The organism is Phytoactinopolyspora endophytica (assembly GCF_004138495.1).
Classification (GTDB): domain Bacteria; phylum Actinomycetota; class Actinomycetes; order Jiangellales; family Jiangellaceae; genus Phytoactinopolyspora; species Phytoactinopolyspora endophytica.
Window position 1 is genome coordinate 391 of the sequence record NZ_ML142863.1, and the last position, 16,918, is coordinate 17,308.

14 protein-coding genes and 1 pseudogene are annotated in these 16,918 nt (G+C 64.1%); 8 read left to right on the top strand and 7 right to left on the bottom strand.

Annotated features, from left to right (window positions below):
• Nucleotides 1-254: 254 nt before the first annotated feature.
• Nucleotides 255-488 (bottom strand): hypothetical protein, encoded by a 234-nt coding sequence (locus tag ELR45_RS24230; protein WP_129668651.1) that lies wholly within the window; start codon nucleotides 486-488, stop codon nucleotides 255-257.
• A gap of 537 nt (nucleotides 489-1,025) precedes the next feature.
• Nucleotides 1,026-1,385, bottom strand: a complete 360-nt coding sequence (locus ELR45_RS24235; protein ID WP_129668652.1) for a hypothetical protein — start codon at nucleotides 1,383-1,385, stop codon at nucleotides 1,026-1,028.
• A gap of 261 nt (nucleotides 1,386-1,646) precedes the next feature.
• Here ELR45_RS24235 and ELR45_RS24240 point away from each other — a divergent pair.
• Nucleotides 1,647-1,884: pseudogene (locus tag ELR45_RS24240) on the top strand (hypothetical protein); the annotation flags it as partial.
• Between the two features lie 68 nt (nucleotides 1,885-1,952).
• On the opposite strand, the gene ELR45_RS24245 reads toward ELR45_RS24240, so the two are convergent.
• The 3 genes from ELR45_RS24245 to ELR45_RS24255 form a co-directional block, all read right to left on the bottom strand.
• Nucleotides 1,953-3,050, bottom strand: coding sequence for an endonuclease NucS domain-containing protein (locus ELR45_RS24245; RefSeq protein ID WP_165368067.1), 1,098 nt, complete (start codon nucleotides 3,048-3,050; stop codon nucleotides 1,953-1,955).
• A gap of 348 nt (nucleotides 3,051-3,398) precedes the next feature.
• Complete coding sequence (locus ELR45_RS24250) at nucleotides 3,399-3,752, bottom strand: immunity 8 family protein (protein WP_205857175.1); 354 nt, start codon at nucleotides 3,750-3,752, stop codon at nucleotides 3,399-3,401.
• On the bottom strand, nucleotides 3,749-8,263 hold the full coding sequence (locus ELR45_RS24255) for an RHS repeat-associated core domain-containing protein (protein WP_165368069.1): 4,515 nt from the start codon (nucleotides 8,261-8,263) through the stop codon (nucleotides 3,749-3,751). Before ELR45_RS24255 ends, ELR45_RS24250 begins: the two co-directional genes overlap by 4 nt.
• Nucleotides 8,264-9,913: 1,650 nt before the next feature.
• Between ELR45_RS24255 and ELR45_RS24260 the strand changes: the two genes are divergently transcribed.
• From ELR45_RS24260 to ELR45_RS24280, 6 genes are all read left to right on the top strand, one after another.
• Complete coding sequence (locus tag ELR45_RS24260) at nucleotides 9,914-10,267, top strand: hypothetical protein (protein ID WP_129668657.1); 354 nt, start codon at nucleotides 9,914-9,916, stop codon at nucleotides 10,265-10,267.
• A gap of 45 nt (nucleotides 10,268-10,312) precedes the next feature.
• Nucleotides 10,313-10,675, top strand: coding sequence for a DUF3800 domain-containing protein (locus ELR45_RS42905; protein ID WP_420813946.1), 363 nt, complete (start codon nucleotides 10,313-10,315; stop codon nucleotides 10,673-10,675).
• Nucleotides 10,676-10,719: 44 nt separating this feature from the next.
• The gene (locus ELR45_RS24265) at nucleotides 10,720-10,980 is read left to right on the top strand and encodes a hypothetical protein (protein WP_129668658.1); all 261 of its coding nucleotides are present in this window, start codon (nucleotides 10,720-10,722) and stop codon (nucleotides 10,978-10,980) included.
• Between the two features lie 60 nt (nucleotides 10,981-11,040).
• Nucleotides 11,041-11,808 (top strand): 3-hydroxyacyl-CoA dehydrogenase, encoded by a 768-nt coding sequence (locus ELR45_RS24270; protein ID WP_129668659.1) that lies wholly within the window; start codon nucleotides 11,041-11,043, stop codon nucleotides 11,806-11,808.
• 91 nt (nucleotides 11,809-11,899) lie between these two features.
• Nucleotides 11,900-12,928 (top strand): LLM class F420-dependent oxidoreductase, encoded by a 1,029-nt coding sequence (locus ELR45_RS24275; protein ID WP_129668660.1) that lies wholly within the window; start codon nucleotides 11,900-11,902, stop codon nucleotides 12,926-12,928.
• A gap of 119 nt (nucleotides 12,929-13,047) precedes the next feature.
• Nucleotides 13,048-13,761 carry an HAD family hydrolase gene (locus ELR45_RS24280; RefSeq protein WP_205857176.1) on the top strand — a complete coding sequence of 238 codons (714 nt, stop codon included), beginning with the start codon at nucleotides 13,048-13,050 and terminating at the stop codon, nucleotides 13,759-13,761.
• 4 nt (nucleotides 13,762-13,765) lie between these two features.
• Here ELR45_RS24280 and ELR45_RS24285 read toward each other — a convergent pair whose 3' ends face one another.
• Nucleotides 13,766-14,662 carry an aminoglycoside phosphotransferase family protein gene (locus tag ELR45_RS24285; RefSeq protein WP_129668661.1) on the bottom strand — a complete coding sequence of 299 codons (897 nt, stop codon included), beginning with the start codon at nucleotides 14,660-14,662 and terminating at the stop codon, nucleotides 13,766-13,768.
• A gap of 2 nt (nucleotides 14,663-14,664) precedes the next feature.
• Complete coding sequence (locus tag ELR45_RS42910) at nucleotides 14,665-14,937, bottom strand: beta-galactosidase small subunit-related protein (protein WP_205857178.1); 273 nt, start codon at nucleotides 14,935-14,937, stop codon at nucleotides 14,665-14,667.
• Nucleotides 14,938-15,026: 89 nt separating this feature from the next.
• Between ELR45_RS42910 and sppA the strand changes: the two genes are divergently transcribed.
• Complete coding sequence (gene sppA, locus ELR45_RS24295) at nucleotides 15,027-16,685, top strand: signal peptide peptidase SppA (protein ID WP_129668662.1); 1,659 nt, start codon at nucleotides 15,027-15,029, stop codon at nucleotides 16,683-16,685.
• Nucleotides 16,686-16,918 lie beyond the last annotated feature (233 nt).

Consider the following 16,918-nt stretch of genomic DNA (forward strand, 5'->3'; position numbering starts at 1 on the left):
ACCCGCCTGGCCACCGTCGGGAACGACGGCACGGTCAGGCTTTGGTGTACGGCCACGGCGACGCCCGTGGCATTCCGGGTGGCGTATCTCCCTAATCGGGAGATCGCTCTATTCTCAGCTGTCTCAAACGAGCTCCTCGGGGCGAGTGACGGCGCATGGCGGTATCTGGGTTGGAACGTCCTGATCGGCGGCCAGATCACCCGACTACCAGCCGAAACATACGGGCCACTTCCACCCCTACCTGGCAAAGCCCCTCATTCCTGACCACTTGACTTGAATATCGGAGCGAATGCCACCTGGGCTGGCAAGCCAGCCGCGAGCCATGCGACGTCTCTGGAAGCCAGCACGCCGCGCTCGTCGAGGCAGTGACCGGCCGGATCAATGACCACCACGCCGAACTGGCCCGGATACTGCTGGGCCAGATCGACGCGTTGCCCGGCCCAAACCGACAAGCCCACCGCCCGCATCGACTCGCTGGTGGCGGACATGCTGGCCACCACGGTGCCGACCTGGGTGGCTGCTGTGGCACGCCGCCGGAACCGGAACTGACACGCCCGTCCTGCCCCACCCTGGACCGCCTGGATGAGATCCACGGAACAGCCGGGAACGGGTCATTATCGCCGAGATCGGCCTGGGACACCAGCCGGCTCCGAGCGCCGAACGCCTCTCCTCCGGGATGAGGCCGGTGCCCTCGCACATCCCAGTCCGGAAACGAGTGCATCACTTCTCGCGACGCTGCCAGCCCGCGTCGTCGCCCAACGGGCATGGCCGTGCGCCAGCACTTCCCATCCTTCTTCGAGTGTGTGACACGATTCGCTCAACATGTGCAAGATGACGTGGAACGGCAACGCCGGACGATCCCATGATTCACCTGCGCAACAGCCTGAGCATGCTCCAACTGGGCAGCGTAGTACGGGATCGGTAACGCCGCTGATATCTCGTCCATCAGACTCTGCGTACTACGCGTCTTGGCACCCCGCACGGTTCGAACCGTCGTGACCAATCCAGCAGTCCCGATTCAGTAGTTACGTGCGCAGCACGGTATCGCTGACGCTCACTTCGGAGCCGACAAGAACGACCAGTTCGCCCACGAGCGTGTCATCCTTCCCCCCGACTTCGGACCGAAGCCGAAACCTAACATGATCACTTTCCTCTCGGATCGTGATCTCCGTGATGGTCTCAAGCTCCATGACGAGCCGCTCGTGGTTGCCGATGTGCCAGCGAACGGTAGCTGAATTGGACCACGCGTCCCAGGCCAGGACCACTCTGCTCCCGTCTCCCGCAACTACGGTGACGATGCGTTGAGCCGGCTCATCGCCGTGCTCAACGTCAACCCCGAGAAGAGCAAGTTCATAATCATCGGGCGCTTGAACCGGCCGATACACTAACGCCCTCCCCCGGAGTCACGTCGTCAACCGCAGTCCCCTGTCCGTCACATGCCACGTTGACTCAAACTTCAGAATACCGCCGGGGCCAATAAACAGAGACGCTCGGACGTGGAAGGTGCCGTACGTGTCGCTATGCGTACGCGCAATGGTGGATTCTTCTAACGCCACCTGTTCCAGGTTGCCCCGAAGGGTCTGTCAAGAAGTCGGTGGATCTTAGCTTTGGTCTGACACGCCGAGCAAAGGGGCTTGGCGGGGAGAATTGCTCTCGACCGACATACTGGGCCCGTGACTAACGAGGTGGATCCGCGCCAGCTTACGGAGCAGTCGTTGACCAAGGCTAAGGAGCGGGGCGGCGATGTAGTGAGCCCGAACGGGCTGCTGAACCAGTTGACGAAGAATGTGCTCGAGACCGTCTTGGAAGCTTCAGATGAGCGAGCACTGGGGATGCGACAGACACGACCCGGACGGATGTAGCAGTGGGAAAACGCACAATGGGAACCTGAACGAAGACGGCGTCAACTCACACCAACCGGAAACTAACCGACGCCAAGACCGGACCCACTGCTAATCTGACACCCCCGCCTGGTAGCCGTATCCATCATTTGGGGCCAGTTCCAGGAGCGCATCAAGCGTGGGCACGGTGTTGGTTCCCCACATCTTCGTAAGAACCCACGTGGTGCCTTCCTCATGTATGGGCTCGTCAAGAAACCAACGCCTCGGCTCACTGATTTGTGGGTGGGCATCGAGTAACACTTCTTCCAGCTCGTCGCCTTCGAGGACTCCCTCGACGGAGAGGAACCGCGATGCGGAGACTACAGACTGGATCTCTGCGGCCCGAACGCCGGACTCATGCAGAGCACACACCATCGCAAGGACGGCACGTCGTTTGCGCAAGGGCTCGCTCGATCCCGCTGGCGTCCTTATGACGTACGGCGTCCAGTCTGGGCCATCGGCGGCTCGTGCGGCTGATTCCTTGCGCCGCAGCCGCACCATAAGTTCTTCGGCTTCCGGAAGAGGAATGACTTGCTGAACGTCCAGGAGCAGCCGGTCATCGACCCGGTACGGCGTGAGACGAACGCACCTGATGTCGAGACCGTAGAGCTCGTTCAGCCAGAGCACCGTAGTGGTGATCTGAGTGTCAAAGCCGGCCGAGACAAGGATGATGCGGACCCTACGATCAATATGGGTGTCTTCTGCGCCAGCCTCTTCGAGGAACTCGGCAAGTCGGGCCCGCGCGTTTGAGGCATCCTCGGATGCGATTCGACGTAGGTGCCGTTCGTACGTGTCAACGAGCTGGTCGAATGTCATGGTGGACACCATGGCCGCGTAACGAAGCGCCTGTAGCTCCATGTGCCCACCGTCGACGGTCCGCTTCAGCTCAACCACGACAAGCTGGCCGTGGCGATCGACACAGAGCAAATCAATGCGCCGACGCACATCGGCAAACTCGCCGAACTCTTCTGCCACCACGAGCAGTCCGTCATCCAAGACCTCGATATGGCTACGCAGCGCCCGTTGCAGATCGGAGCGCTCCAGCACCTGCTGGGCAACGAACGTGGTCGTGGGTATCGGCTTCAGATCGCCAGCCGTCATCAACTCGAACAATGCCACCATCTCATTGTTACCGACAGCGGCGACATCCGGATAGTCCGCAGGGTCCAAGACCTCCACACGACGAGTGTGTTGCCACTGGTGAGGAGGCCGCCGGCCCACGCTTGTGGCGGGATTCAGTATCACGGCCATTCGAGCTTCCGCGGTAAGCAACGAAAAGGCCCACGGATGAGCTCATTGACGAGACAAACCGTGCCATCATCGAACTCCCCAACTCGTCGCGGCCCGTCACTTGTTCAGGCGATCTGAGTTGGAGACGTGAAACCGGCGATGATCACGTTCGGTCCAGGCGTCGTCGCCGGACAGCCGGTCAGGAAGGTAAACGAGGCGGCCCCATCATCTCCTGGCTCGAACTTCCGACCGCACTAGACAATGCAGGTCCTGACCGGCTACGACACTTTAGGGCTGGTAGTCCTCGAACTCCCAATAACCGAGTCGGGCCAGCTTGTCGCCCAGCGTAGGCCAGTCAGGCGCCTCCACGGACGCCACCTGCCGAGCAAGGAACTCCTTGGCTTCAGACAAGTCGAACGGGTCGACGATCAGGTGGTGGCGCCCGATACGTGGACCTTCCCTAGACACAGCCTTCCGTAGCCACAATGGGGTACAGACGAGCACGTCGAACGACTCCTCGCCTGGCCCGTCCGCTGGGCCAACCAGAAGGCGAAGCCAGACGCCGTCGTTCTCAGGGTCCTCCGGCACGTACGCGTCAATGTCCACATCGGCACTGTAGAAGGAGCGGATTGCAGCTCTCATGGCAGATCCGTGATGTCGAGATGACCATTGGTTTGCCACCGGCCATGCGGGGTCATACGGGACTCGAAGTTGGATTGCCACTTCCCGAGGCGGGGCTTGTAGCTCGGCGGCCGCCATTGTCGCAGCTTGTCAGCGCTGACCAACGTCTTCCCATCACTGGCCACAGTATAACCCTCACCAACCCACGCTTGTCCCACACGTTCGGCCTGGGACGCCGTACCAGAACCGAGGCCGAAGTTGCCCTTCCCCTTCGTCGCGTCGCGCGTGATGCCACTTAGCACCGGCCAATCGTCCGCTGTGCTTGGGGAACGCGGCACGAACCTGGGACTCGTTGTGACGAGGCCGGGTGGGCAGTGCGGTATGCCTGCTCGTAGGGCGGTGTTGAGGGCTCCGTAGGGGATGGCTGCGGTGCCGCCGTAGAAGAGGAGTTCACCGAGCGCGGATGAGTATGGGTACCAGCCGGTGTTGGGGGTTTGGCCGGCGATGTAGTTGCCGTCCCAGCCGGTGTGCTCGCCGAATCCCGGGTTGCCGCCGCCTGAGATGAGGAAGTAGGCGCTCTCTTCGGCACCTTGGGCTAGGCCGAGTCCGATGCCGCCGAAGAATTCGCCGCGGCTGGGGGCGCCTTCGTCCTGGGAGGTGCCGACCAGATCGGCGATGGCATCGGAGCACCAGTCTTCCCAGAACGGGAAGCACGCGCCGGAGGGGTCGGTGAAGGTGGTCGGCTGGTTGTTCACGTACGCGTACGGCGAGACCGCCTGTGTTCCCGGGTCCGGGGTGGCGGGGTCGGTGGTGATGAAGCGGCCCGGGCTGGGGTTGTAGTCGCGTGCACGTAGGTGCAGCAGGTCGGTGGAGGGGTCGAGGTAGGCGCCGGTGAACCCGAGCCCGACATCCGACGTGGACAACGTTCCAGAGGAGTCGCGTAGGGTGCCGAAGGGTTCGTATTCGCCGTGCCACAGGGTCGTCCCTGGTGTACGAGTGCGCACGTCGATGACGCTGCCGAGGGCGTCAGTGAAGATGGCGGCTTCTTCGCCGTCCAGGACACCTGCGGATGGGTTGCCGTGCGGGTCGTAGCGGTAGAACGAGTCACCTGTGACGTCGTCTACCGTGGTGAGCAGCGGCAGCGCGGCGTTGATGTCCCAACTCAGCGTTCGGGTGGTGCCTAGCCCTGACCGGTACGTCTTGACCGCTGCCCGGTTGCCTTGCGCGTCGTAGGTGATTTCGGCGCGCTTCGTGCCATCGTCGGTTTCGATGAGCTGGTTAAATACGTCATAGACGCGGGTGGTGGTGCCGTCGCCGGTCAGGTTGCCGTCCGCGTCGTATGTGTAGTTCGTGCTCCCGCGGGAGGTGAGCTGGTTGGCCGCATCGTAGTTGTACGTAACAGAACCGGGGTCGTCGAGGCCGACGCGGTCCTCGGTCAGCCGGTTGCCCACCCCGTCATAGGCGTAGCCGACATGTGCCGATGCCTGGTCGGTGCACGGTTCGGGTGCGGTGTCGTCGAAGAAACACGCACGCGCCAGCCGGCCGGCGTCGTCGTAGGTGTACGACTCCCCCTCGGACGTGCCGGTGGTCTTGGTGACCGGGCGCCCCGCCGGATCACGTTCATAGATGGTCCGCGTCGGGAAGCCCTCAGAGGTCCCGAACGAGGTCGACGCGACACGGCCGGCCGCGTCGTAGGCTTGGCGCTCGGCCCAGATCCTGTTGCTGATCGTCCCGGGGGCCGGGGCGTGCCGTGTCGCGGTCAGGTTGCCGTCAGGGTCATAGTCGTACTCGTCACGACGATCATCAGGCAAGATCGACCGGACCCGTTCGGCGTCGGCGTTGTACTCGTAGTCGAACGTGGACCCGTCCGGATAGGTGGTGCTGGTGATCTCACCACGCGAACCGTAGGTATAGGTGTACTGTTCACCGTCACGCGCGACGGTGAGCAGTTGCCCGTTGTCGTCATAAGTCAGATCTGTGGTGCCGGAGGCGTCGGTGAAGCTGGTCAGCTGCCCGGCATCGTCATACGTGAAGCTTCTGGACGACTCCGCCGACCCGGTCGTCACCTCGGTGGCCAGGCCCCGCTCGTCGTAATCGGTGCTGATCGTCCAGCGGGCCTCGTCGCCACTCTCGCGACCGCGCGCGGTCACTTCCGTGGTGCGGTTGCCCTCGGCGTCGTAGCCGAACGTGCGGGTGCGGCCCAACGGATCAACCACCGAGGTCTGCCGGTGCGCATCATCGTAGGCATACGTGACCGTGCCACCATTCGCATCGGTCACCGTCTCCACCTCACCCGCCGGCGTGTAGGAGTAGGTCGTCTCGGCACCATCCGGGCCGACGACACTCGTGACCCGCCCCAGCGCGTCATAGCTGTGCGTGGTGGTCGCGTCAGTCTGGTCGGTCGCAGTGAGCAGCAGCCCGCGCGGATCATACGTTGCGGTGGTATCCGCACCGAGCGGGTCCGTCGTGCTGACCAGGTAGCCGTCGGCGTCATATTCCTGGGTCCAGGTGTGATCGGCCGGGGTGGCGCCGTCCGCGTTGCCCCGCGGCGTCGTCCGCGACACCTGTTGTCCGTCGTCGTCATAGGCGTACGTGGTGCTGTGTCCCATCGGGGTGGACTCGGACACCGTCAGCCCGTCGCCGTCATACACCGTCGTAGCCGTGTTCCCGGCCGGGTCGCTCACCTCGACCGGCAGGCCAAGCCCGTTGTACACCGTCGTGGTCGTGTTCCCCAGCGCATCCGACGAACCGACGAGGTTGCCGTCGCCGTCATACTCACTCGTGGTGGTCCGCCCCGCCGGATCGGTCACACTGGTTTGGCGGTAGCGCTCGTCGTAGCCGTACGTGGTCACCCGTCCCTGCGGGTCGGTCTCCGAGACCAGGTTCCCCATCCCGTCATAGGCATAGGTCCACGTGAACGCGGCCGCGTCCGCGCCATCCTCGTTGCCGCGCGGGCTGGTCCGCGAGACCATTCGCCCATCCGCGTCATACATCCACGACGTGACACCACCCTCCGGCCCGGTGCTCGAGACCCGATTACCCGCCAGGTCGTACTCGTGCGTCGTCACCGCGCCACCCGGCTCAGTCAAGGTGACGAGGTTGCCGGCCGGGTCGTACTCGTTCACCGTCCGCCGACCCAGCGCATCCTCAACCGCGCTGCGCCGACCCACCGCGTCGTACTCATACTCAGTCACGTTGCCCAGCGGGTCCGTCGTGGAGACCAAGTTGCCCGTCGCGTCGTAGGAGAACGTGGTCGTGTAATCCGCCGGGTCCGCCCCAGACTCGTTGCCCCGCGGTGACGTCTCCGACACCACACGCCCCAACGCGTCATACGTGAACGTCGTCCGCCGCCCTTCCGGGCTCACCTCCGCCGTCCGGTTCCCCTCAGCGTCATACTCGAAGCTGGTGGTGCGGCCCTCCGGAGTCGTCTCGGTCTCCACCAGCCCGCTGGAGGTGTACGTATACGACGTGACACCGCCCTCCGGGTCAGTCTCGGTCAACACCCGATGCGCCGAGTCGTAGGTGTACTCGGTGACCATCCCCTCCGGCGACGTCTCCGTCAGCAAATCCCCATCGGCGGAGTACGTGAACTCCTCCGCCTCACCGTTCGCGTACCCGGTCCGGATCAGGTTGTCATCATCGTCATACGCATACCGCGTCACCCGGCCATGCGGATCCGTCTCCGCGACCAGCCGCAACCGCTGATCATACGCATACGTCGTGACCTCGTTCTCTGGGGTTTCGGTCTCCAACAACACATTGCCCATGTACACGTCGCGCGTGACACCACCGCGTGGGTCAGTCGTGTACGTCGTGGTCGTGTCGCCATCATCGACATACTCAAACGTCGTCGTCCCACCTGACGCATCAACACGTTCAACCACACGGCCTTCCGCGTCGTAGGTGGTCTGCATCACCGTGCTACCCAGCGCATCGGTGATCGAGGTCAAACGCCCCGCAGAGTCGTACCCATATTCGGTGACGCCGCCGCGGGCGTCGGTGACCGACGTCAACAAATCACCGTCATACCCGTACGACACCGACTCGCCATCCGCCAGCGCGATCGACGACACCACACCGTCCGCGTTATACGACAGGTCAAAATCACGCCCCGAGGCGTCACTCACCGAATCAAGGACCCCATCGGAATACGACAGCGACACCCCCTCACCGGAGGAGTCCACCGAACTCTGCAGCCGGCCCTGATCATCAAAGGCCAGCACCTCATGAGCCTCGGTGACCAGCTCAAACCCGTCGGCGACGGCGCGAAGCTTCGAGGTGACACCCGGCGGCGTCACATACGAATCCCCCGCAGCCTCATACACCACCTCTTGGCCATCCTCGGCCACATATGTCACCGACGAGTCGCCGATCTCCAGATGCGCCGAATACGGTGACGACCAACCCTGCCCCGTCAAACCCGCCGCCCCATCATTGGAGTTGTACGAACGACTCAACGCCGCCGGCACGCCAGGAGCCACAGACTGGGCATCAACCGAACTCTCCGTCAACGCCCCTGTCGCCGTGTTCACCCCGCCACGCAACCCATTCCACGCAGCAGTCCGACCCGTCGACGTCACACAAACACACGGCCCACGCGTCGCCTCATCAGCAAGCACAGGAAAGAGGATCGCCTCATGAGGGTCGCTATAAGCGAAGTCGCTTTGTTCGCCATCGAGAATATAGGCAACTGCGAGATAGTATTCGACGCCAGATTCCAGTGCCAGGCCGTCGTCGGCATATCTGCAATATTCGTTACCACCATAGTTGCTGAAATATCTGCGACTTTGATAGGTCCCGGGGTATCCCGGATCGATATCACTAATTCTTCCCTCATGCACCAACACGTCATCACTCGCACGGTACAGCCGAAGTATCTGGTCATCGACTGCGTACGGGTTGGCACCGTGAGTCCAGTCCTGCCAACCCCACGTCACACAACCCGGCACTGGTTCAGGAACGTATTCCCTTATCTCAGGTGGCGGTAATTCTTGTAGAGGTTCTACACTCTGCTCGTCAGCTGAGCGGAATTGCCCATTCTCGTCGCCGCGCTCATAGTGCATCGAGTTGGGATCATTGCGCTTCAATCCGACACCAGGTATGCGATCCTCGGCCGGAACCAGCTCCGGCGGCGACGGACGCTGCGCCAAACTGCTCACAACGCGTCCGGGACCGGACGCCACCCCGGCAGCAGTAGCCGTGGCCACATCGTCAGCGCCAGACGGCACAGAAAGTCCAGCCAGCAGCAGGCCGACAGCCACCAGAACGGACAGAGCACGCGCAACAACGTTGAACCCCACCACAGATCTCCCCTCGCCACCAAATCATCGGCACGTGGCAAGCGATCATGCCAGACCGACATAACAGACAGCAAGATCCAAATAACGCAACGTGACATATCTTGGGTCACAGTTCACCTTCTGGACAGATCAGCGCCCGGCAAGCCCTCAACGCCTCACAAACAGATGGCGTCCCTCTCAGCGAGGGCCCAATGAGCTGCGCATACAACTGCCGCCGAACCAGAGCACGCCACGCCAGGCGGTGCACGATCGCGCAGGTGGAGTGTTGATCACCTCCAAGATCTCTCCAGGAACGGTTCCACTGAGACACGAAACACCACGCCCCCACATTCGGGGACCTTCAGACCAAACAGTGGTCAAACGATCAGAATCCGAACGACAGGCCAGCTCGTCCCCTACGTGAGCAGACCTGCGCACACGCCATATGACCTGGAACTTCGCCTCTCAACGGATTATCGAGCGACATTGGGATCTGCCCTTAGACCCAGATCCGGCTCCTTGTGTGCCCGCGTGAGTCGCCGTCCGGGGAAGGATCGTGATGTCCCGGACGGACGCACCAGCCGGGCTGCGCTGCCGAGCTGTGTTCTATGGACGCGGACGGCGGCTTCATGCATGATGATCGGGTCCGCGCGTGTGGGTGTCAGAGGGGGCGCCGACGCGGATATGACACAGGGTGGTGCCGACATGGTGGCGGTGGCGACGTACAACCTCGAGAATCTGTTCGCGCGACCGAAGGCGTTTGCACATGGCTGAACCCCTCTATTCGCGACCGTGTCCCCCACGCGCAGGAGAAGGTCGTCATCGCTAGGAGCGGCAACAAGTGCGCATATCCTGTCTGTGGCGTGGAATTCACGATCGACCCGAAGATCTTGATCTACGTGGATGAAGACGGGTGACCTTGGAGAGCCCAATAAGAAAGGCGCCAGCTCGTGCTTCGGCCTTGGATGTCTTGCTGTCAGTGTCGACGACTGGCACGTTACGTTCGACGAGCTACGGCGGTTCCGACAGCGCATCTGCACGTCCTACAACGTTCCCGTGGATACAGAGATCAAAGCTAGCTCCCTGATACGCGGCGCTGGCGATCTCCGGGCTATCCGGCTTGCCCCCGCTCAGCGTCAACTGGTCTTCAGGGCACATATGCGAATTCTAAGCAATCTGAACGTACATGCGTTCACGGTCGTCGTGGACAAGGAACGTACTGATTCCAGCGGAATCATGTGCCTGCTGGTGGCTTGAGAGACACTTCTTCAGCAGGTGGCGACGATTGGCGACGAACCGTACATGATTCTTCACGACGAGAGCAGCGAGAACGCTACGATCTGTAACCTTGCTCGAAGAGCGCAAGCGACGTGCCGTTTGGTAGATGACCCTGTGCCACGCGTTTCACATAGCTCGTACTTCATCCAGCTGGCCGACCTCATCGCATATTCTGGATGGCGTACATACAGACCACCCAGCGCAGCTGTGTCCGCCGTAGCGCCCGCCACTCTGTGGAATGAACCAGGCGATGCCAGGCTTCGCACTCCTCTTACAAGTAGCCGTCTGGCACCCGGCGTCATCATCTGCAAAGATAAGGCCCCTCAACTGCTAGTTGAGGGGCGGGAAGCACCGGACCCGACAATTGCCAGCCCGTCGCTTAGCTAGAAGCATAGCTCGGGCAGTTTCGTCCAGCAACAGGCCGGGAGAGCATGAGAGGCGACCGCGTGGAGATCGTCGTTGACGCCGGCGACACGACACGCACCTACGAGATCACAGCCACGCGGATCGGACGACGGGTCGAGGTCACCATCGGTCGCGGCGTGGTGGAGGTCACCGAGGTCACCCGTTCGGGCACAGCCGTCCGGACGGCTCGTTTCATGGCGAGCCGTGTCCTTGCGCTCGTCGAGCATCCAGCTGTCGACCGGCTTCCCCGCAACGGCGACGACGACGGCCCCGACCCAGCGACATGACGAGGTCACAGACCTTACCCTGGGGTTCCACGACAGACGCTTCGAAAGGACACCCCCGGGATGGACATCAACGCCAACGTCGTCGCTCTGGTCACTGGAGGGGCCTCCGGGCTCGGACTGGCCACCGTCAAGCGGCTCGTGGCCGACGGCGCCAAGGCCGTCATCGTGGACCTCCCCTCCTCCAACGGCAAGGCCGTCGCCGACGAGCTCGGCGCAGACGTGCACTTCGCGCCGGCGGACGTGACCGACGAAGCACAGGTCGGGGCCGCACTCGACGTTGCCGAGGGCCTCGGTGACCTGCGCGTCGTCGTCAACTGTGCCGGCATCGGCACGGACGTCTTCCGGGTGGTCGGCAAGAAGGGTCCATTCCCCTACGACAAGTTCCGCCGCACCGTCGAGGTCAACCTCTTCGGCACGTTCAACGTGATCAGGCTTGCCGCGGAGCGCATGATTCCCATCGAGCCGGTCGGTGAGGAGCGCGGCGTCATCGTCAACACCGCCTCCGTCGCCGCCTTCGACGGCCAGATCGGTCAAGCCGCCTACTCGGCGTCCAAGGGCGGCATCGTCGGAATGACCCTCCCGATCGCCCGGGACCTCGCACAGCACCTGATCCGCGTCACGACCATCGCCCCCGGAATCTTCCAGACACCGCTGATGGCCGGCCTGCCACAGGAGGCCCAGCAGTCGCTCGGGGAGCAAGTGCCGCATCCCAGCCGGCTCGGGCGTCCGGAAGAGTACGCGCAGCTGGTCGAGCACATCGTCACGAACCCGATGCTCAACGGTGAGACCATCCGCCTCGACGGCGCCATCCGCATGGCGCCTCGCTAGTGGGCAAACCCAAGAGACGGTCACGCAGTCGTCCGCAGCTCGGTGACATTCGACGGAAGCGTCGCACCTACATAGCAGCTAGGGTTCGGTCATGGAACTGAGCACGATCCTGCCGCTGGCCAAGGACCCACACGCAACTGCCCGGGAGGTCGTCGCGCTGGAGAAGGCCGGGGTGAACACTGTCTTCCTACCCGAGGCCTACGGCTTCGACGCCGTGTCCATCCTCGGATATCTCGCCGCCCAGACGTCCACCATCCGGCTCGGCCCCGGAATCCTCCCCCTCTACTCGCGCACTCCGGCGCTGATCGCCCAGACCGCGGCCGGCCTCGACGCGGTCTCTGGCGGACGCGCGGTCCTGGGTCTCGGCGCCTCCGGCCCGCAGGTCATCGAGGGATGGCACGGAATCCCATACTCGAAGCCGCTGGCTCGCACCCGCGAGGTGGTCGACATCTGCCGCCGCGTCTGGCGCCGGGAGACCCTCACGAACGACGGCCTGTACCAGCTGCCGCTGCCCGAAGACCAGGGAACCGGCCTGGGCAAACCACTGAAGTTCATCAATCGCCCCGTCCGTGAGCGGATCCCGATATTCCTGGCCGCACTGGGCGAGCGCAACGTCGAGCTGACCGCGGAGATCGCAGAGGGCTGGCTGCCGCTGTACTTTCTTCCCGAGCGTGCGGCGGAGACCTGGGGAACCGCGCTCGACGCCGGTCGCTCCCGGCGAGATTCGGAGCTCGGCGAGCTGGAGATCGTCGCCGGTGGCATGCTCGCCATCGGCGACGACACCGACGGCCTCGCTGACCTAGCCCGCCCGACATTCGCCCTCTATATCGGTGGCATGGGCGCGCGCGGCAAGAACTTCTACAACGACCTCGCCCGGCGCTACGGCTACGAGCAGGAGGCGGAGCGGATCCAGGAGCTCTACCTGGCCGGGCACAGGTCCGAGGCAGAGGCGGCGGTCCCGGACGAGCTCATCCGGCTGACCAACCTGGTCGGCCCGGAGAGCTGGGTCACCGAACGCGTCGCCGCGTACCGCGAAGCGGGCGTGACGTCGCTGCACGTCACACCCGTCGGGCCTGACCCGCTGCGCAGCATCGAACGGCTGAAAGAGCTCATCTCCTGACAGGGTTAGCTAGCCCGCCACGGTCCGCGTGCCGGGAAAGTCAGTTGCGCGACGCAGCCCGGCTCCGTTTATCGTGACGCTGGCCCCGCCGTGGCCGGGGCTCTGCCCACAACGGACCCGTGGACTCGACGAAAGGCAGCTCATCGATGAAGCAGAACCTGATCTTCGACGCCGACGACACGTTGTGGGAGAACAACGTCCTGTTCGAGAGGGCGGTCGAGGACTTCATCGACCACGTCGGGCATCCGACGCTGACCCGTGTCCAGGTCCGGGAGCGCCTGGAGGAGATCGAGCGGGTGAACGTGCGCAGCCACGGCTACGGCGTAGACAGCTTCGAGCGCAGCCTGACCGAGTGTCTGACTGTGCTGCGCGCCGACGTGCCCCTGGCAGATGGCGACCTGGTGGCGTTGCGGGCGATGTGCGAGCCGATCCGGGCCAACGTCATCGAGCTCATCGACGGCGTCATCGACACTCTGCACGAGCTCGCATCACGGCACCAGCTCTTCCTGCTGACCAAGGGTGACCACGCACAGCAGGCCGCCAAGATCGAAGCCTCAGGGCTGGCCGACCTTTTCGCCGACCTCACCATCGTCCCGGAGAAGGAACCGGCCGTCTACACGCGATTCATCAGCGACCGTCAGCTGGCACCGGACGATACCTGGATGATCGGCAACTCTCCGAAGTCCGACATCCGCCCTGCCCTGCAGGCCGGACTCGGCGCTGTGCTGGTGCCGCACCCGATGACCTGGTCACTGGAGCACGACGACGTGCCGCACACGCATGAGCGGTTCCGGGAGGTCTCGCCGTTCGCGGGTCTCACCATGCACTTCTAGTGGCCTAGTTTGGCGCTGGTTCTGCCATGAGGCGTTCTAGGGTGCGCCAGCCCATCAAGCTCATGGTGGGATTGCTGTCGACGTAGTACCAGACCACACCTAGGGCCTGCTCGAACGCCCATGCTTTTCCGCGCGCCCACTCAAGGTCGTCGCATTCGAGGTCGTCGCGGAGTACCTGCCGCGGGCCAGCCTCGAGTAGATGCCATGCACCGACCAGGTCCAATGCTGGGTCAGCGGGCCCAAGGCTGCCGACGTCGATAATCCCGGCCAGGCGATTGTCAGAGACGAGCACGTTGCCGGGATTGAGGTCACCGTGTGTCATCACATCGGGTGCGTGACGCGGCAGCTCCCGCAGCACACTCCAGAGTCGGCGAAGACGAGGAACCTCCAAGAGCTGTTCGCTGCGCTGGAAGCAGGTCTCAACCCACGCGTCGTGAGCGCGCAAATCCCCACCTCGACCGTGCCCAGCGTGCGTCCTGCCGTGGGTGTCGATCGCACGCACGCCTTGAATGAACTCGGCCAGGTCGTGTCCGAAGTCGACTGACTCGCCGGGGTCGGCGTCCGTGGCCACCGTTCCGGGTAGCCAGGTCTGCACCGACCACGGGAGCGGGTAACCGTCGCCGGGTTCGCCTATGCCGACCGGCGCAGGAGTCGGAAACCGTGAACGACCGAGCAGCTCACGGGCCGCTCGCGCCTCGGACTCGATACGCTGCCGCATCTGTCCAACGTCGCCGGGCACGAGCGGAAGCCGTGCTACCAGCCGGTCACTAAGTCTGAACAAGGCGTTTACCGTGCCTCGGGAAGCTACCTGCTTGATTGACAGCCCCCTCCACTCGGGGAACTGCTCGTCGACCAGTTCCCGGACGGTCTCGACGGACACGGTCAGCTCGTTGGCATGCATTTTCACACCCCAAAGCATCGCCAGCCTCGGCGTCGAACCGCAATCTCATTTCCCCGCGCCCACACCTCTGCGTCAATCCGACGACGTCGATCCGGTGGCCGTTCTCCTGTGGGGCACGTAGGGGTCTGCAGCACGTCGACGCCGCGGTCGAACCGTCCGACCCGGGTAGCCTCACGTGTATCCGCATAGGCCTCCCCCGGCCCGCGGCCGAACAACGTGAGCCTGTCCAGATGAGCCGGCAGCGTCAGCAGCACGCCCAGCCGTGGCAGCGGCACGTCCTCGGGCCACTCTCTGTTTTAGACACCTGATGTCAATAACGTTGGTGTCCCTCGCAGGCGAGTGGATGCGTCAATAGGGTGGGCTTATGCCGGTAGCGCCGCTCGTCCTGGAACTCGAACTGCACACACCCCTCATGACCACGCCGCCGCAGGACCCGCTTGCCGCCCTGCGCGCACGCAACCGGGCGCAGCTCTCCGACGTCCTCGAAGGCCTGCGCCGCGCCGCGGAGGACGACAAGGTGGCCGGACTCATAGCCCAATGTGACGGCGGCTCCCAGCCACCTGCCGTCACCCAAGAGCTGCGGGACGCGGTGCAACAGTTCCGCCGTTCTGGCAAACCCGCCGTCGCCTGGGCCCAGAGCTTCGGCGAGCTCGGTCCGGGCACGTTCGGTTATTACCTGGCCAGCGCCTTCGATGAGATCTGGCTGCAGCCCTCCGGCGATGTCGGCCTCACCGGTCTCAGCGCGCGTGCGGTGTTCCTGCGCGACGCGCTCAACCAGCTCGGGCTGCAGCCGGAGTTCAGCCAGCGGCACGAATACAAGAACGCTGCGGATATGTTCACCCAAGCCCAGTTCACCGACGCGCACCGTGAGGCGTTAGGCCGGATCGTCGAGTCCACGGGCGAACAGATCATCACCGCCGTCTCCGGTGCGCGCGGCCTCAGCGCCGACAGACTCCGTGAGCTGATCGACTCGGGCCCCACCAGCGCCGACGATGCGAAAACCGCGGGCCTCATCGACCAGGTCGGCTACCGCGACGAGGTGTACAACGCGGTGAACCGACGCGTCGGCGGCCGGATGCGGCTGCGCTACGTCGGCCGCTACAACCACACCCACTCCAAGAACGAAGCCATCCGAGCGCCGATCCAACGTCGCCGAGGGAGCGTTGCCCTGGTGTACGGGCACGGCCCGGTCACCGTCGGCCGCAGCTCCGCCAGCCCGTTCAGCGGAGGCTCCATGGGCGCCGACACGATCAGCGCCGCCCTGCGAGCCGCAGTCAAGGACGAGTCCGTGAAGGCGATCGTGTTCAGGGTGGACAGCCCCGGCGGGTCGTACGTCGCGTCGGACACCATCCGTCGCGAGGTGCTTCTGGCCCGGCGCCACAAGCCGGTCATCGCCTCTATGGGAACGGTCGCCGGCTCCGGAGGGTACTTCGTGACGATGGCTGCGGACGTGGTCGTGGCGTCACCGGCCACCATCACCGGTTCCATCGGCGTCCTCGGCGGCAAACTCGCACCGAAGAAGCTCCTGGACCGGCTCGGGATCCACCTGGACAGCGTGAACGTCGGCGAACAGGCCGACATGTTCTCCTCACACGAACCGTTCAGCGAGATGCAGTGGGAGATCGTCAACCGCTGGATGGACCGGGTGTATGACGACTTCACCGCCAAGGTGGCACACGATCGTGAGCTCTCGCGTGAACACGTCCACCAGGTCGCGCGCGGCCGCATCTGGACCGGTGCCGACGCGCACGAGCATGGCCTCGTCGACGAGCTCGGCGGCCTGACCACCGCCGTCCGGCTGGCTCGCCTGCGTAGCGGTCTGCCCGCCAGAACCGACCTCGCCGACGTCCGAGCGTTCCCGAAGGTGCCGTTCCTGGAGCGTCTGAAGCCCGCCGAGTCGAGCCAGTCTCCGGCGGCAGCGTCCGTCGCGATGCGGCCATGGGGCCCATTGAGCGAGATCGCCACGTCGCTCGGCCTGCCCGCGGCTGGGCCGCTGACCATGCCTTTCGTGCCGCGACACTGAGCGGCGTCTTAGTCGGCAACGTGCTGAAGCCGGCACCGGCGCCTCGGTCGATTTCGTTCTAGGGCCTTTCGGCCCTACGCCTCGCAAGCTCCCAGGCTTTAGGCTCCGTGCAGCGCGAAGAAGAGCGGGACCGGCCCCAGGGGGATGGGTCGGTCCCGCCTTCCCCGCATCGATACGCGCAGGCGCAGCATGCACGCTTGCGTCTCGGAGCCGACCCGGCCCCGTTCATGCAA